This is a genomic window from Parasulfuritortus cantonensis (assembly GCF_004337445.1).
In the GTDB taxonomy this organism is placed as follows: Bacteria; Pseudomonadota; Gammaproteobacteria; order Burkholderiales; family Thiobacillaceae; genus Parasulfuritortus; species Parasulfuritortus cantonensis.
Map to the genome: position 1 here is coordinate 91,120 of NZ_SJZB01000010.1, position 19,922 is coordinate 111,041.

A 19,922-nucleotide genomic window follows, 5' to 3' on the forward strand; every position below is an offset into this window, starting at 1 on the left:
ACGACGGCCGGCGCGCCGCCACGGCGGCGCCGACGGCCCTGGCCCGGCGTCACGGCGCCGATTCCTGGCTGCCCAGGCGGATGAGGGCGTACTCCATGCTGTCCGAGAGGGCGCGCCAACTGGCATCGATGATGTTCGCGTTGGCGCCCACCGTCGTCCAGGTCTCCAGGCCACCCTGGAAGTCGATCAGCACCCGGGTGTTCGCCGCCGTGCCGGCCGCACCGGACAGGATGCGTACCTTGTAATCGGTCAGGCGCACCGCGCGCAGGACCGGATAGACGTCCACCAGGGCCTCCTGGAGGGCCGTCGCCAGGGCGTTGACCGGGCCGTTGCCTTCGGCCGCGGTGAACTTGACCACCTCGCCCACCTTGACCTTGACGGTCGCCTCGGCGAGCAGGCCGCGGCCGTGCCGGCGCTCGGTGATGACGAAGTAGTCGAGCAACTCGAAGGGCTGCCGGTAGTCGGGGTCGAGCCGGTGGAACATCAGCTCGACGCTGGCCTCGGCCGCTTCGAAGGTGAAGCCCTCGTGTTCCAGGTGCTTGATCTGGGCCAGGACGCGCTGGGCCTGCTCGTTGTCGACGTCCAGGCCCAGGCGCCGGGCCTGGAGCTGGATGTTGCCGCGCCCGGACAGCTCCGAGGTGACCGAGCGCATCTGGTTGCCGACCAGGTCGGGGTCGATGTGCTGGTAGGTATCGGGCGACTTCAGGATCGCCGCGACGTGGATGCCGCCCTTGTGGGCGAACGCCGAATGCCCGGTGTACGGCTGATGGGCATCGTGCTGCAGGTTCACCACCTCGGCGACGAAGCGCGACAGCGAGGTCAGCTCGTGCAGGCGGTCGGCCGCCAGGACCGGGTGACCCATCTTCAATTGCAGGTTGGCCAGGATGGTCACCAGGTCGGCATTGCCGACCCGTTCGCCGTAGCCGTTCACCGTCCCCTGCACCATGGCGGCGCCGCTGCGCACGCCGGCCAGCGAGTTGGCCACGGCGCAGCCGCTGTCGTTGTGGCAGTGCACGCCCAGGCGGGCGCCGGGCAGGCGGCTCGCCACCTCGCGGGTGATCGCCTCCATCTCCCAGGGCAGCTTGCCGCCGTTGGTCTCGCACAGCACCAGCCAGTCGGCCCCCGCCTCGGCCGCGGCGCGCAGAGTGGCCATGGCGTATTCCGGGTTGGCCACAAAGCCGTCGTAGAAGTGCTCGGCGTCGTAGATCACCTCCCTGCCCCGGCCCTTCATCCAGGCCACGCTGTCGCCGATCATGGCCAGGTTTTCCTCGGGCGTGGTCGAGAGGACGTGGCTGACGTGGTAATCCCAGGTCTTGCCGACCAGGGTCACGGCCGGCGTCCCGGCGTCGATCAGGGCACGCAGGTTGGCGTCCGCCGCGCAGGTGGCGTTGGCGTGCCGGGTGCGGCCGAAGGCGGCCAGGCGGGCCGGCAGGTGCATGCGGTTGGCGCGGGCGAAGAAATCGGCGTCCTTGGGGTTCGAGCCGGGCCAGCCGCATTCGATGTAATGCATGCCGAACTCGGCCAGGCGGTGCGCGATGGTCAGCTTGTCTTCAACCGACAGGGAAATGTCTTCACGCTGGGCGCCGTCGCGCAGCGTGGTGTCGTAAAGGAATATCGAGGTCATCAGCCAAATCTACAGGGGAAAACGTCGGCGCCCTGCACCTCCCCAGGACCTGGCGCGGAGTATTCAGGCTACCGGAAAGCGCCGGTTTCGAGAAGGGGCGCGAGCGTACTAGCGCGTCGCCCGCCGGATTTTCTCGCCCGCCTTCTCCATATCCTGGCCGGCCCCGTGCAGGGTGTTGCAGCCCGCCAGGCCGACGACCAGCCCGAGGAGCAGAACCGGGGCGGCGCACCTGGGGACGCACGACGAAGCGACATCTTCCACCGACATCGATTCACCTCTGCATTAGCTCGCCGGCACGCTCCGGACGGCGGCCGGAGCACGCTCTCCGGCTCACACCGCCAGGAGGAATTGTACTTCGCGGCGCAAGGCTTCGACCTCGAAATGGGCCAGGGCCGCCCGGCTGCCCAGGGCGGCGACCGCGGCGCCCAGGGCGGCGCACTGCCGGTAGGCGGTGCGGCTCTTCAACTGGGCGGCCAGGAGCGGAATGCCGAACTCCGGCAGCAGGGCGAGCACCTCGCGCGCCAGGACCGTGTTGGGCTGGGCCTGGTTGACCACCACGCGGGCGATCAACTCGGGATTCTTGTCCGCCACGGCGGCCTGGATCGCCTCCCGGATGCGCAGGCTGGCCCACATGTCGGGCGGCGACGGGATCACCGGCACCAGGGCCAGATGGGCGATGCGCAGGGCGCTCGCGGTGACCGGCGCGGTGGCGGCCGGCGGCGTGTCGATGACGATGTAGTCGTAGGCCTCCAGGCGCTTCTTCAGGTGCTTGTGCAGCTTGCCCTCCTCGCCGGACAGGTCCTCGACGTCGGCGGGAAAGCCTTCGCCCGCGCCGGCCCAGCGCAGGGAAGTGTTCTGCGGGTCGGCATCGGCGACCAAGACGCGGCGGCCGTCATCGCCCAGGCTGCCGGCCAGCAGCATCGCCAGGGTGCTCTTGCCGGCCCCGCCCTTCTGATTGACAACCGCGATAACCCGAGCGCTCATGGTGCCCTGCCAGCCTGGAAACGACTGCCGAGGGTATCAGAGAACGATTTCGCCGTGCCACCCCAGCGCCGACAGGCCGCGTGCCAGGGCCGCCTCGCGCAGCTGGGCCAGGAAATCGGCCGGGCCGGCGGCGTACAGATCGAAATGGCCGAGGTCCGGGTGCCGGGCCAGGATGGCGGCGATATTGGTCTCGGCACCGTCGGCCGCCGCCAGCGCGCCGTAGTGGAAGTTGTCCATGGCGTCGGCCCAGGACCGGCACAGGTTGTCCTGGTAGTGCGGCAGGCGGTCGGACACCCAGTACAGGTCCATGCTGGCCGCCAGTTCCAGCGACATGGCGTGCTGGACCAGGCTCTTGACCGGGGCGAAGCCCTCGTCCCAGGCGACGAAGATGACCGGCCGGCGGGAATCCATCTTGATGACGAAGCTGCCGTGCGGCCCCCGGATCGCGACCGGGGCCTCCTTGCGCAGGTCCTCGAAGGCCATGCGCGCGAACGGCCGGTTCTCGCGCCGGATGTGCAGTTCGAGGTGGCGGTCCTCGCAGGGGCAGCTGGCGACCGCATACTCGCCTTCCCGGCCCTCCACGCTCAGGGTCACCCGCTGGCCGGCCAGGAAACGCAGGCGCTGGCTGCGCGGCGTCGTCAGGTGCAGGGCGAGCAGGTCCTCGTCGAGGGACTCGACGGCCTTCACCCGGGTCGAGATGGTCTGTTCCGGGATGTCGTCGGCGGCCGCCACGCCGGCTTCGATCACCACGTCGGTGACCGGCGTGTAGGAACACATGAGGATGGCCCCGGCGGCCTTGTCGGCCTCCTTGAGCGGATAGTCGTGCGGATGCACCTTGGTCACCTGGCCGGACACCAGCCTGACCTTGCAGTCGCCGCAATTGCCGTTGCTGCAGCCGTAGCTGAGCGGGATGCCGGCGCGCAGGGCGGCCTCCAATATGGTGTCGTTGCCCTCGACGAAAAACTCGTGGCCGCTCGGCTGCACCACCACCCGCACCGACATGACGCGCATGACGCTCTCCTCGGCCAGCAGCGCCTTGCCGCGCTCGGCCTCCGCAGGGGCTTCGTCGAGTTGCCGACGCAGCCAGATCTTGATCGCCAGGATGGCGTCGGCGGCGTCCGGGTCGTCGGTCGCCAGGCCGGTCAGGTGTTCCTCCAGCCAGCCGAATACCCGGTCGTAATGGATCAGGAGCGACTTCGCCGCGGCGAACTCCTTGCCCAGTTCGAACAGGCGCTCCGCCAGCACCTCCTTGTCGGGCAGGACGCGCTCCATGACGCGCTTGCCGAAGGCCTTGCGCTTGATCTCCTCGACGTGCTCGTACTCACCGTCGTCTTCCCATTTCACGTTCGGGAAGACGCGCAGCAACTCCTCCATGTCGATCTGGCCGTCGTAGGTGGTCAGTTCGCCGGCGTGGATGCGCCGCTGCAGGGCGGAACGGGGCTCGCCGACCAGCCGGGCGACGCGGGAGAGGGGCAGATAATGGCTCATGGGCGGATAATAGTCGGCGCGTCCAGGCAAACAAAACAGTCCCGGTTAATATTGTGAAATGCTGAACCTAGAAACCCGCCCCTGGGCCGCGGCCGATGCCGAGCGCCTGCGCGCGGCCGGCTTCCCGGCCCTCCTGGCGCGCCTCTATGCCGCCCGCGGCATCGCCGAACGCGGTGCCGTCAAGACCAGCCTGGCCGAGCTGCTGCCCTACGCCGAGCTGCGCAACTGCGTCGCCGCCGGCGCCCGCCTGGCCGACGCCGTGCAGGGCCGGCAACGCCTCCTGGTGGTGGCCGACTACGACGCCGACGGCGCCACCGCCTGCGCGGTCGCCGTGCGGGGCCTGACCGCCATGGGCGGCGTCGTCGACTACCTGGTGCCGAACCGCTTCGACTACGGCTACGGCCTCTCGCCCGAGATCGTGCGCCTGGCGGCCGAGCGCAAGCCCGACCTCATCATCACGGTCGACAACGGCATCGCCGCCCACGCCGGAATCGAGGAGGCCCGCCGGCTCGGCATCGAGGTCCTGGTCACCGACCACCACCTGCCGGGCGACGGCCTGCCGGAGGCCCTGATCGTCAACCCGAACCAGCCCGGCTGCAGCTTCCCGTCCAAGTCCCTGGCCGGCGTCGGGGTGATGTTCTACGTCCTCATCGCGGTGCGCGCCGAGCTGCGCCGCCGGGGTGCCTTCGGCAACGGCGACGGCCCCAACCTGGCCGAACTGCTCGACCTGGTCGCCCTCGGCACCGTCGCCGACGTGGTCAGGCTGGACGCCAACAACCGCCTGCTGGTCGAACAAGGCTTGAAGCGCATGCGCAGCGGACGCGCCCGGCCGGGCATCCGGGCGCTGTTCCAGGCCGCCGGCCGCGACCCGGGCCGGGCCTCGGCCCAGGACCTCGGCTTCGTGGTCGGGCCGCGCCTGAACGCCGCCGGCCGCCTGGCCGACATGAGCCTGGGCATCGCCTGCCTGCTCGCCGATGCGGAGGCCGGCGCCCTCGCCGGCGCGCGCGAGCTGGACCGCCTGAACCGGGAACGCCGGGCCATCGAGGCCGACATGCAGGAACAGGCCCTGGCGCACCTGGAAACGATCGCGGTCGCCGACGGCTACAGCCTGACCCTGTTCGACCCGGCCTGGCACCAGGGCGTGGTCGGCCTGCTCGCCGCCCGGCTCAAGGAACGCCACCACCGCCCCGCGGTGGTGTTCGCGGACGGCGGCGACGGCCTGCTCAAGGGCTCCGGGCGCGCCATCCCCGGCCTGCACCTGCGCGACGCCCTGGATTTGGTCGACAAGCGCCTGCCCGGCCTGATCGTCCGCTTCGGCGGCCACGCCGCGGCCGCCGGCCTAACCCTGGCGGCCGACCGCCTGGCCGAGTTCGCCAACGCGTTCGAGGCGGCCTGCCGGGAGATGCTCGACCCGGCCGCGTTGCGCCGGGTGATCGAGACCGACGGGGAACTGGCGCGCGGCGAATTCGGCCTCGACAACGCCCGCGTCCTGCGCGACGCCGTCTGGGGACAGGGCTTCCCGGCACCGCTGTTCCACGGCGACTTCCTGGTCCAGGGCCAGCGCCTGGTCGGCGACAAGCATCTCAAGCTGCACCTGCGCCACGCCGGCTTCGAGGCGGAGGCCATGCTGTTCAACCACGACCAGCCCCTGCCCGAACGCATCCAGGCGGTCTACCGGCTGGACGTCAACGAATGGAACGGCGCCAGCCAGCCCCAACTCACCGTGGAACACTGGCAAACCCGTTCGTGAAGACCATCGTCATCCTCTTGCACGAGCGCGACGACGCCTTCGCCAAGACGCCCTACCTGCTCAAGCCCATGTTGCCACTCTGGCAGGCGCGCGGTCTCCGGGTCATGCTCCAGCGCGGCACCCGCGGCCTGCCCGCCGGCGACCTGCTGATCCCGCACCTCGACCTCACGGTGACGCCCCCCGAGTATGCCGCCGCGTACGAGCGCTATCCCCGGGTGGTGAACCGTCCGGTCCTGGACATCTCGAAATCCTCCTTCAGCGCCAACCTGGTCGGGCCCGCCGACCGCTACGACGGCCCCGTGATCGTCAAGACGGACGGCAACTACGGCGGCATGCCGGACCGGCGCCTGGCCCGGACCGGCCGGCATACCCTGCTCGCGCGCCTGACCCGGCCGCTGCGCCGGCTCGGCCGCCAGCTCGGCGCCGGCAATCGCTGGCGCGACCTGCAACACATGCCGCCCAGCCGCTACCCGGTCTTCGACAGTCTCGCGCAGGTCCCGCCCGGGGTGTTCGACAACCCCAAGCTGGTGGTGGAGAAATTCCTCGCCGAGCGCGACGGCGAGGCCTACTGCCTGCGTTATTACGGCTTCCTGGGCGACCGGGAAACCAGCCTCTGCCTTTGGTCCACGCAGGGCGTCGCCAAGGGGACGAGCATCTTCCGGGTCGAGGAATGCCCGGTCCCGAGGACCTGCGCACCCTGCGCCGGCGGCTCGGTTTCGACTTCGGCAAGTTCGACTACGTCATGCATGGCGGCCGCCCCGAGGTGTTCGACCTCAACCGCACGCCCGCCTCCTTCGTACTCGGCCGTTTCGGCCTCTACGACTCGGTGGCACGCCACCTGGCCGACGGCGTCGACGCCCTGCTCGAATGACCGGTCGTCGCCGCGGCGGCGCGTTCTACAATCAAGCCAAGACCACGTGACCGGCAACGTCATGCCCCTATTCGACTCGCCTGAACTCGCCCCGCTCGCCCACTTCCTGACCAGCCTGGCCATCGGCCTGCTGATCGGCCTGGAACGCGAGCGCAACCCGTCCGCCAAGGCCGGCCTGCGCACCTTCACCCTGGTCGCGATGGCCGGCACGCTGACCGCGCTGCTCTCCGAGAAGACCGGCGCGCCCTGGCTGCTCGCGGCCGGCCTGCTGGTCATGGGCGGCATGATGGTGGCGGCCTACACCAAGGACGAGGACGAAGAGGACCCGGGCACCACGACGGTGGCCGCCGTGGTCCTCTGCTATGGGCTCGGCGCCCTGGTCTGGTACGGTTACTCGCAGCTGGCCGTCACCCTGGCCATCCTGACCACCATATTGCTGTACTTCAAGGCCGAGATGCGCGGCATCAGCCAGCAGATATCCCGTCTCGACCTGGTCTCCATCCTGCAGTTCGCGGTCCTCTCGTTCGTCATCCTGCCGGTGGTGCCGAACCGGGGTTTCGGCCCCTACCAGGTGCTCAACCCGTACCAGATATGGTGGATGGTGGTGCTGATCTCCGGCCTTTCCCTGGCCGGCTACGCCGCCCTGCGCATCGTCGGCCAGCGCCACGGCGCCCTGCTAACCGGCCTGTTCGGCGGCATCGCGTCGAGCACCGCCACCACCCTGGCCTTCTCGCGCCACGGCCGCGCCGACCCCGGCCTGCTCGGCATCGCCGCCCTGGTCATCCTGCTCGCCAACTGGATGGTGATGATCCGCCTGGCGATCGAGGTCGCCGTGGTCGCCCCCAGCCTGCTCGCCAGGATGCTGGTCATCTTCGGCTGCGGCGCCGCGGCCGGCCTGGTCGCGCTCTACCTGACCGTCTGGCGGCGCATGGACAACCGGCCCGACGCGCCCAGGCTGGAGGTGAAGAATCCGACCGAGATCCGTGCCGCCCTCACCTTCGGCATGCTCTACGCCGGCGTGCTGGTGGCGTCGGCCTGGCTGTCCGACCTGGCCGGCAGCAGCGGCGTCTACGCCGTCGCCCTGGTCTCCGGCCTCACCGACGTCGATGCCATCACGCTGTCGAGCCTGCGCCTGTACGGCCTCGGCACCCTGGCCGGCGAGCAGGCGGCAACCGCCATCCTGCTCGCCCTGCTGGCCAACATCGCCTTCAAGGCCGGCCTGACCCTGGCCATCGGCGGTGCCGGCCTGGCCCGCCACACGCTGCCCGGTTTCCTGAGCGCGGCGGCCGGCGCGGTGGCGGGTTGGCTGCTGGTCTGAGGCCACGCCGGCCGGCGTCCGTCGAGGCGCTATAATGCCGCCCTTTGAATTCGCACTCTCAGGACCACCGCATGGAAGCCGAACGCCTCAACCAACTCGCCGAAAGCCTCGAAGACCTGGCCCAACGGGCCAAGGAACTACGGGGGTATCTTTGACTACCCTGGCAAACGCGACCGCCTGAACGAAGTCATCCGCATCTGCGAGGATCCCGCGCTCTGGAACGATCCCAAGCAGGCCCAGGAGATCGGCAAGGAACGCAAGGCGCTGGAAGGCGTGGTCCTGACCCTGGAAGAGGTCGACGGCGACCTCAATTCGGCCACCGAATTGTTCGAGATGGCGCGCGAAGAGAACGACGACGACACCCTTGAAGCCCTGTTCGAGGACGTCGCCGAGGTCGAGCGCGCAATCGCCGGCCTGGAATTCCGGCGCATGTTCAGCAACCCGATGGACCCCAGTCCCTGCTTCCTGGAAATCCAGTCCGGTGCCGGCGGCACCGAGGCCCAGGACTGGGCCCAGATGCTCGAGCGCATGTACCTGAAATACTGCGAGCGCAAGGGCTTCAAGGCCGAGCTGATGGAGGAATCGGAAGGCGAAGTGGCGGGCATCAAGAGCTGCACCATCCGCATCGACGGCGAGTACGCCTACGGCTACCTGCGCACCGAGACCGGCGTGCATCGGCTGGTGCGCAAGTCGCCCTTCGACTCCAACGCCCGCCGGCACACCAGTTTCGTCTCGGTTTTCGTCTTCCCGGAGGTGGACGATTCCATCGAGATCGACATCAACCCGGCCGACGTGCGCACCGACACCTACCGTGCCTCGGGTGCCGGCGGCCAGCACATCAACAAGACCGATTCGGCGGTGCGCCTGACCCACATCCCGACCGGCATCGTGGTGCAGTGCCAGAACGACCGTTCCCAGCACCGCAACAAGGACGAGGCCTGGTCCATGCTGCGCGCCCGCCTGTACGAACTGGAACTGCGCAAGCGCCAGGCCGAGCAGCAGAAACTGGAGGACTCCAAGTCCGACATCGGCTGGGGCCACCAGATCCGTTCCTACGTGCTCGACCAGAGCCGGATCAAGGACCTGCGCACCAACTACGAAGTCGGCAACACCCAGGCCGTGCTCGACGGCGACCTCGACGACTTCATCCAGGCCAGCCTGAAACAGGGCGTCTGACCTCCGCCGCCCCGGGCCGCCGGGTCCAGCGCGCGGCCCGGACCGCGCCCGGCCCGCGCCGGACCAGGGCGGCGACCAGCAGCGCGGCCGCCAGGGTGGCCAGGATGTGCTTCAGGGTATGGCCGCTCAGGCAGCCGGTCAGGTCGAGGAGCGCGTGGTCGGCCAGTTCGGCGAGCTTGGCCAGGACATAGCACAGCAAGGCGAGGCCGAAGCGGAGCCGCTCGCCCCGTTCCCTGCCATAACCGGCCTGCCAGAGCGGGATCAGGAACATGGGCAGGGCCTGCAACAGCAAATAGGGACGCAGGTCGCCGACCCCATGCAGGCCGCTGAAATACCACCAGGCCACGGCGGCGACGGCGAACAGCCCCAGCCCGGCCGCGGCCGCCCCGGAGCGCCCGCCCGGCCGCGTCTCCGCACGCACGGCGGCGAGCAGTCCGGCACAGGCCAGGGCGATGGGCAGGCGGTCCCAGACCAGGCGGAAGTCGTCCGGCGCCAGGTGGTAGTAGGTCGAACCGGCGGCGGTCAGCAGCAGGCCGACCAGGAACAGCGCCCAGCCGTGCCGACCGGCCGCGTAGGCGGCGTGGCCACGGCGCGCGTAGAGCACGCCCCCGCCCCAGAGCGCGACTGCGGCGAAACCCACGTTGGACAGCACGTCCGCGGCATGGCCGATGCCGAGCCAGGAGGACTGGTCGGCGAAGCGATGGTAATCCGGCAGCTGGGCGATCGGCCCGTAGGCGGCCATGCCGATGACGGCGGTTGCGGTGATCAGCATGGGCAGGCGGTGGATCAGGCGTTTCATGGCGGGCTCCGGGTCGTTGTTGGACACACCGAGCATGGCCGACTGGCGCGCCGGACAGAACCTTGTCCGGAATTGGCCCACGATCTAAGCTACCTGGTATCGCCATTCGATACTTTCTGCCATGAACGAAGTCGCTCGTCTGCTCGCCGAGGCCAAACGCCAGTTGCGCCGGCGCGGACTCGGCTACCGCGACGTCGCGGCCGCCCTCGGGCTCTCCGAGGCGAGCGTCAAGCGCCTGTTCGGCAACGGCCGCTTCACCCTCGACCGCCTGGCCGGGCTGGCCGAGCTGCTCGGCCTCAGCCTGGCCGAACTGGCCCAGGCGGCGGCCGCCAACGAGCCCCGGGTGCGCGCCCTCAGCCCGGCCCAGGAGGCCGCCCTAGTCGCCGACAGCAAGCGCCTGCTGGTGGCGGTGTGCGCCCTCAACCACTGGACCCTGGCCGACATGGTCGCCGGCTACCGGCTCGGCACGGCCGAGTGCATCGGCCACCTGCTCCACCTGGAACGCCTGCGCCTGATCGAGCTTTTGCCTGGGAACCGCATCCGCATCGTGGTCGCGCGCGATTTCGACTGGCTGCCCGATGGCCCGATCCGGAGCCACTTCCGGGCCAGCGGCCAGGACGACTTCCTGAACGGGCGCTTCGCGGCCCCGGACGAAGCGATCCTCTTCCTGCACGGCATGCTCGACGCCACGGCCATGCGCCAGTTGCACGAGGAGCTGGACCGCTTGCGGCGGCGTTTCGCCGAGTGGCACGAGGCCGCCCTGGCGACGCCGTTCCGGCACCGGCACGGTACCGGACTGCTCCTCGCCGTGCGCGAGTGGGAACCGCCGGCGTTCGCCGCCCTGCGCCGGACGGCGGACGATCCGCCGCGGCCCGGCCAGGCGGCAGTAGGAAAGGAACGGACCGGCTGACGCACCGTCTCGGTGCCAAAAACGCTGCGCCTGTTCGTTGCCGGTGCAGGCGAACGCCGGCGACCCGCGCAGCCGCCGGTTTCCGTCCCTGGCATGACTCTTGCTGAGTAATTATCCAGGGGGCGATCGGCATCGCCGCTCGAAGTGGTCGCTAGGGTTCCGATCCGCCTGTTCCGGCGGATGCCTGGTCCGAGAGCGACCGGTCCCGCCTGTGCGGGGCTACACGGAGGGATAAAAGCCCGGGAGGAAGCGATATTAAGCGCCCTCCCCTTTTTTGTCCTGACCACGGAGCCCGTTATGCACAAGCGTTCTTTCCTGATCAAGTTCTGCGCCCTCGGCATCGGCCTGGCCGGCGCCCTGCTGGCGAACGGCGCCCAGGCCGCGTCGGCCATGAAGATCGGCCTGACCACCTGGATCGGCTATTCCCCCTTCTACGTCGCCGAGGCGCTCGACCTCTACAAGAAATACGGCATCAAGGTCACCCTGCAGACCTTCCCCGACCCGGCCGCCCTGCCTTCCGCGCTGTCCGGCGGCGCCATCGACGGCGCCCTGATGACCTACGACCAGGTGATCGGCGCGGCCGGCCAGGGCCAGGTGTTCAAGGTCGTCCTGCCAGTCGACTACTCGAACGGCGGCGACGCCATCGTGGCCGCCAAGGCGCTGGCCAAGATCACCGACCTCAAGGGCAAGAAGGTGGCCTACGCGCCGCTCTCGCCATCCGACTTCCTGATCTCCTATGCCCTCAAGAGCAACGGTATGAGCGCCAAGGACATCAGCCCGGTCAACATGACCCCCGAGGCCGTGCCGGCCGCGGTGATCTCCGGCGCGGTGCCGGCCGGCGTCACCTACGAGCCCAACGTCTCGCAGATCCTCGCCGCCGGGGCCGGCCAGAAGTTCCACGTCATCTACTCGTCCAGGAACGCCCCCGGCCTGATCGCCGACGTGCTCGCCTTCGGCGACAAGAAGATCGCCGCCAACGGCAAGGAGATCGCCGCCATCACCCAGGTCTACGTCGAGGCGATGAAGTACATGAAGGACAAGCCGGCCGATGCCGCCAAGCTGATCGGCAAGGCCATCGGCGTGTCCCCGAAGGAGGTCGGCGAGCAACTGGCCGGCGTCTACAACATCCCGGCCGCCGAGATGGCCAAGTCCTACGCCAAGGGCAAGGACACCACCTCGTACTACACCAGCGGCGCCATCATCAACGAGCTCCTGGTCAAGAGCGGCCAGATCAAGAAGCCGGTGGACATCGCCACCACCCTGGACGACCGCTTCGTCAAGGTACTGGCCAAGTAAGCCGTCGTGCCGCCGTGCCCGCGGGCACGGCGGCCACGACCGGTGCCCAGCATGCCGAAGCCCCTGTTCCGTGCCCCCGACGGCGCCCTGCCCAACCTGCTCGCGCTGGCCTACGTCGGCGCCGGCTACGTCGGCGGCCTCTGGCTGATGGCCGGCGCGGCGCTGCCGATCGCCCTGGCGGCGACCCTGTGGTTCGCCCACGCCCTCATCATCGCCGCCTATCTGTTCCACGAATTCGCCCACAACACGGTGTTCGCCAGCCCGGTCCTGAACCGCCGCGGCGGTCTCCTCATGACCTGGCTGACGGGCAGCTGCTACGCCCGCTACGAACACCTGCGCTTCAAGCACATGCGCCACCACGTCGACCGTGCCGACGTCATCAGCCTGGACGTCCAGGCCTGGCTGCAGGGCGGTCCGGCCTGGCGCCGGCGCCTGGTCCTGGCGCTGGAGTGGGCCTACGTCCCGGCCGTCGACCTCCTGATGCACGCCTGGGTGATCGTGCTGCCCATGCGGCGCGGGGAACGCAGGCGCGACCGGCCGCGCCTGCTCGCCGTCCTCCTGGTGCGCGGCCTCGCCTTCGCCGGCCTGGCCGTCGTCGCGCCGCGCGCCCTGGTCCTGTACGGCGTCGCCTACCTGGTCATGGTCACCGTGCTGCGCTTTGCCGACTGCTACCAGCACACCTACGATGCCTTCGTCATCCTGGAACGCGACGGCATCCCGCAGGACCGGCTCCGCGACGCCGCCTACGAGCAGGCCAACACCTACTCCAACCTGGTCTCGACGCGCTGGCCGCGGCTCAACCTGCTGCTGCTCAACTTCCCCTACCACAACGCCCACCACGAATGCCCGATCGTGCCCTGGCACCGCCTGCCGGCGCTGCACCGGGAGTTGTACGGAAGCGACTGCGCGCAGGCGATCCCGATGCGCCGCCTGCTCGCCCCCTTTCACCGCTACCGGGTCGCCCGCGTCCTGGCCGAGGACTACGGCCGCGTCGAGGCGGGCGACCCGGCCGCCTTCAAGGGCGCCCTGGCCGTGTCCTTCCTGACGGCGGTGTGACCATGGCCGCCACGGTACTGCTCGCCGGTGCCCTGCTCTGGGGCCTGATCTGGTGGCCGCTCAAGGCCCTGGCCGGGCTCGGCCTGCAGGGCAGCGTGATCCAGGTCGTCGCCTACGGCCTGCCGGCCCTGGCCCTGCTGCCCTGGGCCTGGCGCAGCCACGCCGCCTGGCGCAAGCGCCTGCTGCCGCTCGCCCTCATCGCCCTGCTGGGCGGCTGGGCCAACGCCTCCTTCGCCAGTGCCCTGACCTACGGCAGCGTGGTGCGGGTGATGCTGCTGTTCTACCTCGCGCCGGTCTGGACCATCCTCGCCGCCCGCCTGGTGCTCGCCGAACCCGTCACGCCGCTGCGCCTGACCGCGCTCGGCCTGGCCATGACCGGCCTGGCCTTCACGGTCGGCGGCCCGCAACTGTTCGCCGCGCCGCTCGGCGCCGTCGACCTGCTCGCCCTGTCCTCGGGCGTCGCCTTCGCTCTCAACAACGTCACCATCCGCGCCGCCCGGGACCTGCCGGAAGGCGTGCGCGCGGTCGCCGTGCTGGCCGGGTGCGCGGCCTTGTCGGCCGGCTTCCTGGCCTGGTCCGGGCAATCGGTCGCCGCCATCGGGGCGGGACCGGCGCTCTGGCTGGCCGCCCTGGGCCTGTTGTGGGTCCTGCCCGGCACCCTCGCCACCTACTACGGCGTCGCCCGCCTGGAGGCCGGCCGGGCGGCCATCCTCCTGCTCGCCGAGCTGGTCATCGGCGTGCTCTCGGCGGTCGTCATCGGCGCCGAGACGCTGGGGCCGAAGGAGGCCCTGGGCGGCGCCCTGATCCTGGCCGCGGCGGTGCTCGAAGCGCGTTCCGAACCGCCGGTGCCGGCATGAACACCGCCCTGCTGATCATCGACATGCAGCGCGACTTCCTCGATCCCGGCGGCTACGCCGCGGCGGCCGGCCTGGACGTCGCGGCCCTGCGCCGGCCGCTCCCGGCCATCCGGCGCCTGCTCGAGCGCGCCCGCCGGCTGCGCCTGCCGGTGGTGCACACCCGCGAGGGCCACCGCCCGGACCTGTCCGACTGCCCGCCCGCCAAGCTGGCGCGCAGCCGGGCGGCGGGCGCCGAGATCGGCTCGGCCGGGCCGCTCGGCCGCCTGCTGGTGCGCGGCGAAGCGGGCCACGACATCGTCGCCGAACTCTATCCGCGGGCCGGCGAGGCGGTCGTCGACAAACCGGGCTACGGCGCCTTCCACGGCACCGCCCTGGAGGCGATCCTGGACAACCAGGGGGTCGAACGCCTGCTCATCGCCGGCGTGACCACCGAGGTCTGCGTCCATTCCACCCTGCGCGAGGCCACCGACCGCGGCTACCGCTGTATCCTGGTCGGCGACGCCTGCGGTTCCGGCCATCCCGAACTGCACCGCGCCGCCCTGGCGATGGTCGCGCTCGAGGGCGGCATATTCGGCACCGTCATGACCACCGACCAAGTGCTCGACCTGCTCGACAAGGAGACCGCAGCATGACCCAGGTACTGCGCATGTGGCCCCTGCTCACCGCCACCCACCGCTACGACAAGTCGCTGTCCACCCGCAACCGCGGCCGCGGCCAGACCATCGAGGCGCCCATCCTGGCCTACCTGATCGAGACCCGGAACGGCCGCATCCTGTACGACGTCGGCTGCGACTACGGCAAGATCGCCGACCCGGCCCGGCGCGACCGCTACTACGACCCCGAGGTGTTCCCGTTCGGGCCGCCCGAGATGCGCGAGGAGGACCGCCTGCCGCACCATCTCGCCCGCCTCGGCCTGAGCGCCGCCGACGTCGACCTGGTGTTCATCGGCCACCTGCATTTCGACCATGCCGGCGGCCTGTGCGACGTCTGCGGCTCCGACATCCACGTCCAGCGCGACGAGCTGGCGGCCGCCCGGTCCGGCCAGGACGTGGCCTACTTCGCCGAGGACTTCGCCGGCGACTACCGCTGGAAGGTCCAGGACGGCGAATACGAGGTCGCCCCCGGCGTCCATGCCGTCGCCAGCCCGGGCCATACGGCCGGCCACATGTCGCTGCTGATCGAGCTGCCCAAGGGCCCGCCGGTGATCCTGTGCGGCGATGCCGCCGACCTGGCCGAAAACCTGGCCGACGAGGTCGCGCCCGGCCTGTGCTGGCAGGACTGCGAGGCCCAGGCCCTGGACAGCATACGCAAGCTGAAGCGCCTGGCCGGCGAGGAAGGCGCCCAGCTCTGGCCGAACCACGACATCGCCTTCTACCGCGGCCTGATCGCGGCCGGCTTCCGGCCGTTCGACTAGGGCGTCTCGACAGCCGCGATGCGCCTGGACCTGTTCAAGACCCTGTGGGCCATGCCGGCCCCTACGCCGAGGCGGCCGGCCGGGCCGCGGCCGCCGGTTTCGCCGGGCTGGAGGCCACCCTGCCGCTCGAGCCGGCGCGCCAGCGCGAGCTCGCCGCCGCCCTGGCCGGGCACGGCCTGGCCTACATCGGCGAGGTCTATACCGGCGGCTGGTACGTGCCCGAGCGACACGCCTCGCCGGACCGCCATCTGGCCGACCTGGGCCAGGCCCTGGCGGCCGCCGACGCCCTGGCGCCGCGCTTCGTCACCTGCATCGGCGGCTGCGATGCCTGGCCGCTGGAAACGTCACTGGCCTTCTTCGAGGCTGCCCTGCGCCTGGCCGAACGGGCCGGCCATGAGCTGGTGTTCGAGACCCACCGCAGCCGCACCCTGTTCAACCCCTGGATCACCGTCGAGGTACTCCGGCGCCTGCCGGAACTGCGCCTGACCTGCGACTTCAGCCACTGGTGCGTGGTCTGCGAGCGGGCCCTGGACGAGGAGACCGAGGCGATCGCCCGGGTCGCCGGGCAGGCCCGCCACATCCACGCCCGGGTCGGCTACGACCAGGGGCCCCAGGTCCCCGACCCGGCGGCGCCCGAATACGCCGGCTGGCTGGCTTCCCACCAGCGCCTGTGGGAACGGATCTGGCAGGCCCAACTGGCGCGCGGCGACGCGGTCACCACCATGACCCCCGAGTTCGGCCCGGACGGCTACCTGCACGAGCAACCCTACACGCGCATGCCGGTGGCCGACCTGGGCCGCGTCAACGACTGGATGGCGGCCACCGAACGCGGCCACTTCGCAACCTGGCTGGGCACGGCGGCAGCGCACCAGGCCGGTGCATGAGCGTCGCCATGCCGGTGCAGGAATGCCCGCGCCACCGCTCCGCCACCCTCCCGGCGCGCCCGCACGCGCATGGCACGACGCTTGCTCGTACCTTGCCGGGGGGCGACCGCGGTCGCCGCTCGATCGTGCGGCTAGGGTTCCGGCCTGTTCAGGCGTCTGGTCCGAGAGCCGCCGGCCCGGCCGCGCGGCGGGGCTCCACGGAGGGACAAAAGCCCGGGAGGACGAGATGACGCGTCGCTCCCCACTTGTGCAACCGTGACAGGAACCGTTATGTCCCACCCCCCGCGCCCGAGCTTCTGGGCCATCCGCGCACCACTATCCGCCCGCCGCTACTGGCTGCTCGCCCTGGTCGGCATCCTGGTCCCGTTCGCCGCCTGGTGGGGCGTGACGGCACTGGAACTGGCCGACAAGGTATTCATGCCGTCGCCGCTCGACGTCGCCAAACGCCTGCTCAACTGGGCCCGCGAGGACGACCTCGTCGGCGACGTCGCCATCAGCACCTACCGCGTGGTGGCCGGCTGGACCCTGTCGGCGGTGATCGCCGTGCCGCTGGCCCTGCTGATCGGCACCTGGCGACCGGTCCAGGCCCTCCTGGAACCGCTCACCGACTTCATCCGCTACATGCCGGCGGTCGCCTTCATCCCGCTGGTCATGCTCTGGATCGGCATCGAGGAGAGTTCCAAGATCGCCATCATCTTCATCGGCACCTTCTTCCAGATGGTCCTGATGATGGCCGAGGACGTGCGCCGGGTGCCCATGGCCCAGGTCGAGGCCGCCCAGACCCAGGGGGCGAGCCGCGCCGAGATCGTCCAGCTGGTCCTGCTGCCGTCGGCCAAGCCGGCCCTGCTCGACACCCTCCGGGTAACCATGGGCTGGGCCTGGACCTACCTGGTCGTGGCCGAGCTGGTGGCGGCCAATTCCGGCCTCGGCTACGCCATCCTGAAGGCGCAGCGCTTCATGCAGACCGACAAGATATTCGCCGGCATCCTGCTCATCAGCACCATCGGCCTGGTCATCGACCAGATGTTCCGCCTGGTCCACCGCCAATCCTTCCCATGGCTGCACGGCAAATGAACGCAAAGATACGCATCCGGGGCCTGACCAAGACCTTCGCCACCGGGGCGACCCGGGTCCAGGCCCTGGCGGGCATCGACCTCGATGTCCAGGACAACGAGTTCATCACCTTCGTGGGCGCCTCCGGCTGCGGCAAGTCGACCCTGCTGCGCGCCATCGGCGGCCTCGAATACGTCGACTCCGGCAGCCTCTCGGCCTCCGGCCGCGAGGTGGCCGGCCCCGGCGCCGACCGCGCCATGGTGTTCCAGCACTACAGCCTGTACCCCTGGCTGTCGGTGATGGAGAACATACGCTGGTGCCGGCGCCTGGCCGTGCACACGCGCGACCGCACCCTCGCCGACGTCGAGGCGGCCAGCGGCCGGGCCGACGCGCTGCTCCAACTGATGGGCCTCGGCCATGCCCGCGACGCCTACCCGAACCAGCTCTCCGGCGGCATGCAGCAACGGGTGGCGATCGCCCGGGCGCTGATGCCGAAGCCCGAGATCCTGCTCATGGACGAGCCGTTCGGCGCCCTCGACGCCCAGACCCGGGAGGTCATGCACGACCTGATCCGGCACGTGCACAAGGTCGAGAAGACCACCATCGTGTTCGTCACCCACGACGTCGAGGAGGCGATCTACCTGGGCAACCGCATCGTCCTCATGGCGCCGCGCCCGGGCCGCATCGCCCAGATCTACGACGTGCCGCTGCCGGACGCACGCCGCCAGGACATGAAGCACGGCCAGGACTTCCTGGCCCTGAAGAAGGAGATACTGGCGCGCATCCGCGAGACGTCGGGCATGAAGACCGACTTCGACCTCCTCGAGCAGCTCAACCAGCCGGCGGGCTAGCCGCCGGCACGCCGGCTCAGGCGACCGGGAAGCGGTAGGTGTCCTGGCTGATCAGGTCGGTGCCGCACTGCAGGTTCTCGATCCAGGTCAGGAAGGCGCCGATCGCCTCCTTGCCCTTGAACCAGCGGCCGTGCTGGGGAACCATCATCTCGACGTCCATGCCGCGCACCATGTTGGCCCAGAACCGGCACGGCTTGTTGCCCACCATGTAGCGCTTGTGGAAGCCCTCCATCTTGGCGAGGTGGGCCTGGAACTCGGCCGCCGTGGTGATCGGCCGGACGATCTCGTCGTGGTGCACCAGCGAGGCGCCCATGTCGCCGGAGAACAGGATCTTCGACTTGGCGTCGTAGAACTGGAAGTTGCCCTCGGCGTGCAGGAAATGGGCCGGCACGGCGTGGATCTTGGTGTCCTTGATCGGGATCACCATGCCGGCGTCGGGGATGCCGACGATGCGGCCCTCCCAGCGGTTGATGGTGCAGAAATGCGGCACGAAGCGTTCCCACAGCTTCGACACGTAGAGCACGCACTCGGTCGACATCAGCCATTTGTTGAGCGAGGCGACGATGTCCGGATCCTGGTGCGAGGCGAAGATGTATTTCAGCTTCTTGAACGGGAAATAGGCCTGCATGGCCATGATCAGGGCGTTGTAGGTCATGTTCCCGGCCGGGTCGATGAGGGCGCCCTCGCCGTCCGTCTCGATCAGGAACTGGTTGGCCTGCACGGCGGAACTGTTGGTGTCGTCGACCAGGTCGTTGAACAGCAGGCAGACGTGCCGGCCGTCGTTGTAGAGTTCGATCGCCATGCTGGATCCTTAAATCATTGCTCCGTGCCGGTGGATTCTACTCAAGCCAGACCAGACTGGCCATGCGCCCGGTACGGCCGTCGCGGCGGTAGGAATAGAAGCGGGTCGCGTCCGCGTAGGTGCACAGGCCACCGCCGTACACCGCCGCGACGCCGATGGCGGCCAGGCGGATGCGGGCCAAGGCGTAGAGGTCGGCCAGCCATTTCCTGGGGGCTTCGTCGAGGGTGCCCGGCAGGGCCGGGCGGAAGGCCACGGCGGCGAGCGGGTGCCGGCTGACGAAGGCCTCGCGCACCTCGTCGCCGACCTCGAAGGCAGCCGGGCCGATGGCCGCACCCAGCCAGGCCAGCACGGCATCCGGCGCCACCGCCATGCGCGCCACCGTCGCCTCCAGCACGCCCGCCGCCAGGCCGCGCCAGCCGGCGTGGGCGGCCGCGACCACGCGGCCGGCGCGATCGCAGAAGAGCACCGGCAGACAGTCGGCGGTGAGCACGGCGCAGACCTGTCCGGGGCCGCGCGCCAGGCTGGCATCCGCGCACGGCGGCGCCTCGGCGGGCGCCTCGGCCACGCAGGTGCCGTGCACCTGTTCGAGCCAGAGCGGCTCGGCCGGCAGGCCGGCGCGCAGGATGCGCCGGTTCTCCGCCACCGCCGCCGGGTCGTCGCCGACGTGCGCCGCGGGGTTCATGCTGGCCCAGGGCGGCCGGCTGACGCCGCCGGCCCGGGTGGTCATGAACGCGCGTACCCGCGCGGGCGCCGGCCAGTCCGGAAGCAGCCAGTCAGGATGCATGTTCG

At 70.2% G+C, this 19,922-nt stretch carries 19 protein-coding genes and 2 riboswitches; of the genes, 12 read left to right on the forward strand and 7 right to left on the reverse strand.

Translation table 11 applies throughout. The features are described from left to right. Window positions 1–49: 49 nt before the first annotated feature. The 4 genes from cimA to EZJ19_RS16540 all read right to left on the reverse strand — a co-directional run bounded on the left by cimA (window position 50) and on the right by EZJ19_RS16540 (window position 4,096). A complete protein-coding gene (gene cimA / locus EZJ19_RS02305) occupies window positions 50–1,624 on the reverse strand; it encodes a citramalate synthase (protein ID WP_131444691.1) in 1,575 nt (524 codons plus the stop codon). Window positions 1,625–1,732: 108 nt separating this feature from the next. After that, window positions 1,733–1,891 (reverse strand): entericidin A/B family lipoprotein, encoded by a 159-nt coding sequence (locus EZJ19_RS02310; RefSeq protein ID WP_131444692.1) that lies wholly within the window; start codon window positions 1,889–1,891, stop codon window positions 1,733–1,735. 63 nt (window positions 1,892–1,954) lie between these two features. Next, window positions 1,955–2,608: a ParA family partition ATPase gene (gene parA / locus EZJ19_RS02315; RefSeq protein ID WP_131444693.1), complete on the reverse strand. Its 654-nt coding sequence runs from the start codon at window positions 2,606–2,608 to the stop codon at window positions 1,955–1,957. 36 nt (window positions 2,609–2,644) lie between these two features. Continuing rightward, entirely contained in the window at window positions 2,645–4,096 is a 1,452-nt protein-coding gene (locus tag EZJ19_RS16540) for a 2Fe-2S iron-sulfur cluster-binding protein (protein ID WP_131444694.1), read from the reverse strand. Between the two features lie 58 nt (window positions 4,097–4,154). Here EZJ19_RS16540 and recJ point away from each other — a divergent pair, with 58 nt between their 5' ends. The 3 genes from recJ (at window position 4,155) to prfB (ending at window position 9,211) form a co-directional block, all read left to right on the forward strand. Beyond that, a complete protein-coding gene (gene recJ, locus EZJ19_RS02325; RefSeq protein ID WP_131444695.1) occupies window positions 4,155–5,846 on the forward strand; it encodes a single-stranded-DNA-specific exonuclease RecJ in 1,692 nt (563 codons plus the stop codon). Then, complete coding sequence (locus EZJ19_RS16155) at window positions 5,843–8,035, forward strand: MgtC/SapB family protein (protein WP_240754615.1); 2,193 nt, start codon at window positions 5,843–5,845, stop codon at window positions 8,033–8,035. The genes recJ and EZJ19_RS16155 overlap by 4 nt, the downstream gene beginning before the upstream one ends. Before the next feature lie 71 nt (window positions 8,036–8,106). Then, window positions 8,107–9,211 (forward strand): peptide chain release factor 2 gene (gene prfB / locus EZJ19_RS02335; protein ID WP_131444696.1). Its coding sequence is split into 2 segments (ribosomal slippage): window positions 8,107–8,187 and window positions 8,189–9,211, totalling 1,104 coding nucleotides; the frame shifts between segments, so codons are not numbered across the junction. Here prfB and EZJ19_RS02340 read toward each other — a convergent pair. After that, complete coding sequence (locus EZJ19_RS02340) at window positions 9,180–10,010, reverse strand: alkaline phytoceramidase (protein WP_131444697.1); 831 nt, start codon at window positions 10,008–10,010, stop codon at window positions 9,180–9,182. The two genes, prfB and EZJ19_RS02340, sit on opposite strands and share 32 nt — an antisense overlap. Window positions 10,011–10,131: 121 nt before the next feature. On the opposite strand from EZJ19_RS02340, the gene EZJ19_RS02345 reads away from it, so the two are divergent. The 9 genes from EZJ19_RS02345 to EZJ19_RS02385 all read left to right on the forward strand — a co-directional run bounded on the left by EZJ19_RS02345 (window position 10,132) and on the right by EZJ19_RS02385 (window position 18,331). After that, a complete protein-coding gene (locus EZJ19_RS02345) occupies window positions 10,132–10,920 on the forward strand; it encodes a helix-turn-helix domain-containing protein (protein WP_131444698.1) in 789 nt (262 codons plus the stop codon). Between the two features lie 140 nt (window positions 10,921–11,060). Then, window positions 11,061–11,168, forward strand: a riboswitch (guanidine-I (ykkC/yxkD leader). A gap of 49 nt (window positions 11,169–11,217) precedes the next feature. After that, a complete protein-coding gene (locus EZJ19_RS02350) occupies window positions 11,218–12,216 on the forward strand; it encodes an ABC transporter substrate-binding protein (RefSeq protein ID WP_131444699.1) in 999 nt (332 codons plus the stop codon). A 51-nt stretch (window positions 12,217–12,267) separates the two neighbouring features. Next, a complete protein-coding gene (locus tag EZJ19_RS02355) occupies window positions 12,268–13,272 on the forward strand; it encodes a fatty acid desaturase family protein (RefSeq protein ID WP_131444700.1) in 1,005 nt (334 codons plus the stop codon). A 2-nt stretch (window positions 13,273–13,274) separates the two neighbouring features. After that, window positions 13,275–14,129 (forward strand): DMT family transporter, encoded by an 855-nt coding sequence (locus EZJ19_RS02360; protein WP_131444701.1) that lies wholly within the window; start codon window positions 13,275–13,277, stop codon window positions 14,127–14,129. Beyond that, window positions 14,126–14,761 (forward strand): cysteine hydrolase family protein, encoded by a 636-nt coding sequence (locus EZJ19_RS02365; protein WP_131444702.1) that lies wholly within the window; start codon window positions 14,126–14,128, stop codon window positions 14,759–14,761. The genes EZJ19_RS02360 and EZJ19_RS02365 overlap by 4 nt, the downstream gene beginning before the upstream one ends. Beyond that, on the forward strand, window positions 14,758–15,543 hold the full coding sequence (locus EZJ19_RS02370) for an N-acyl homoserine lactonase family protein (protein ID WP_131444703.1): 786 nt from the start codon (window positions 14,758–14,760) through the stop codon (window positions 15,541–15,543). The genes EZJ19_RS02365 and EZJ19_RS02370 overlap by 4 nt, the downstream gene beginning before the upstream one ends. A gap of 44 nt (window positions 15,544–15,587) precedes the next feature. Further along, a complete protein-coding gene (locus EZJ19_RS02375; protein WP_240754616.1) occupies window positions 15,588–16,427 on the forward strand; it encodes a TIM barrel protein in 840 nt (279 codons plus the stop codon). 120 nt (window positions 16,428–16,547) lie between these two features. Beyond that, window positions 16,548–16,649, forward strand: a riboswitch (guanidine-I (ykkC/yxkD leader). Window positions 16,650–16,697: 48 nt separating this feature from the next. After that, window positions 16,698–17,501: an ABC transporter permease gene (locus EZJ19_RS02380; protein WP_131444704.1), complete on the forward strand. Its 804-nt coding sequence runs from the start codon at window positions 16,698–16,700 to the stop codon at window positions 17,499–17,501. Continuing rightward, entirely contained in the window at window positions 17,498–18,331 is an 834-nt protein-coding gene (locus EZJ19_RS02385; protein ID WP_131444705.1) for an ABC transporter ATP-binding protein, read from the forward strand. The genes EZJ19_RS02380 and EZJ19_RS02385 overlap by 4 nt, the downstream gene beginning before the upstream one ends. A gap of 16 nt (window positions 18,332–18,347) precedes the next feature. Here EZJ19_RS02385 and EZJ19_RS02390 read toward each other — a convergent pair whose 3' ends face one another. Continuing rightward, window positions 18,348–19,133, reverse strand: coding sequence for an oxygen-binding di-iron domain-containing protein (locus EZJ19_RS02390; protein ID WP_131444706.1), 786 nt, complete (start codon window positions 19,131–19,133; stop codon window positions 18,348–18,350). Window positions 19,134–19,170: 37 nt separating this feature from the next. Continuing rightward, complete coding sequence (gene pgeF, locus EZJ19_RS02395) at window positions 19,171–19,917, reverse strand: peptidoglycan editing factor PgeF (RefSeq protein WP_131444711.1); 747 nt, start codon at window positions 19,915–19,917, stop codon at window positions 19,171–19,173. Between the last annotated feature and the right edge of the window lie 5 nt (window positions 19,918–19,922).

Excerpts from the sequence above, each read along its gene's own strand:
- EZJ19_RS02310 (WP_131444692.1), bottom strand. The coding sequence starts at position 1,891 with ATGTCGGTGGAAGATGTCGCTTCGTCGTGCGTCCCCAGGTGCGCCGCC.
- EZJ19_RS02340 (WP_131444697.1), bottom strand. The coding sequence starts at position 10,010 with ATGAAACGCCTGATCCACCGCCTGCCCATGCTGATCACCGCAACCGCC.
- EZJ19_RS02385 (WP_131444705.1), top strand. The coding sequence starts at position 17,498 with ATGAACGCAAAGATACGCATCCGGGGCCTGACCAAGACCTTCGCCACC.
- parA (WP_131444693.1), bottom strand. The coding sequence starts at position 2,608 with ATGAGCGCTCGGGTTATCGCGGTTGTCAATCAGAAGGGCGGGGCCGGC.
- EZJ19_RS02380 (WP_131444704.1), top strand. The coding sequence starts at position 16,698 with ATGTCCCACCCCCCGCGCCCGAGCTTCTGGGCCATCCGCGCACCACTA.
- EZJ19_RS02345 (WP_131444698.1), top strand. The coding sequence starts at position 10,132 with ATGAACGAAGTCGCTCGTCTGCTCGCCGAGGCCAAACGCCAGTTGCGC.
- EZJ19_RS02355 (WP_131444700.1), top strand. The coding sequence starts at position 12,268 with ATGCCGAAGCCCCTGTTCCGTGCCCCCGACGGCGCCCTGCCCAACCTG.
- EZJ19_RS02370 (WP_131444703.1), top strand. The coding sequence starts at position 14,758 with ATGACCCAGGTACTGCGCATGTGGCCCCTGCTCACCGCCACCCACCGC.
- EZJ19_RS02350 (WP_131444699.1), top strand. The coding sequence starts at position 11,218 with ATGCACAAGCGTTCTTTCCTGATCAAGTTCTGCGCCCTCGGCATCGGC.
- EZJ19_RS16540 (WP_131444694.1), bottom strand. The coding sequence starts at position 4,096 with ATGAGCCATTATCTGCCCCTCTCCCGCGTCGCCCGGCTGGTCGGCGAG.
- recJ (WP_131444695.1), top strand. The coding sequence starts at position 4,155 with ATGCTGAACCTAGAAACCCGCCCCTGGGCCGCGGCCGATGCCGAGCGC.
- cimA (WP_131444691.1), bottom strand. The coding sequence starts at position 1,624 with ATGACCTCGATATTCCTTTACGACACCACGCTGCGCGACGGCGCCCAG.
- EZJ19_RS02365 (WP_131444702.1), top strand. The coding sequence starts at position 14,126 with ATGAACACCGCCCTGCTGATCATCGACATGCAGCGCGACTTCCTCGAT.
- EZJ19_RS02360 (WP_131444701.1), top strand. The coding sequence starts at position 13,275 with ATGGCCGCCACGGTACTGCTCGCCGGTGCCCTGCTCTGGGGCCTGATC.
- EZJ19_RS02390 (WP_131444706.1), bottom strand. The coding sequence starts at position 19,133 with ATGGCGATCGAACTCTACAACGACGGCCGGCACGTCTGCCTGCTGTTC.
- pgeF (WP_131444711.1), bottom strand. The coding sequence starts at position 19,917 with ATGCATCCTGACTGGCTGCTTCCGGACTGGCCGGCGCCCGCGCGGGTA.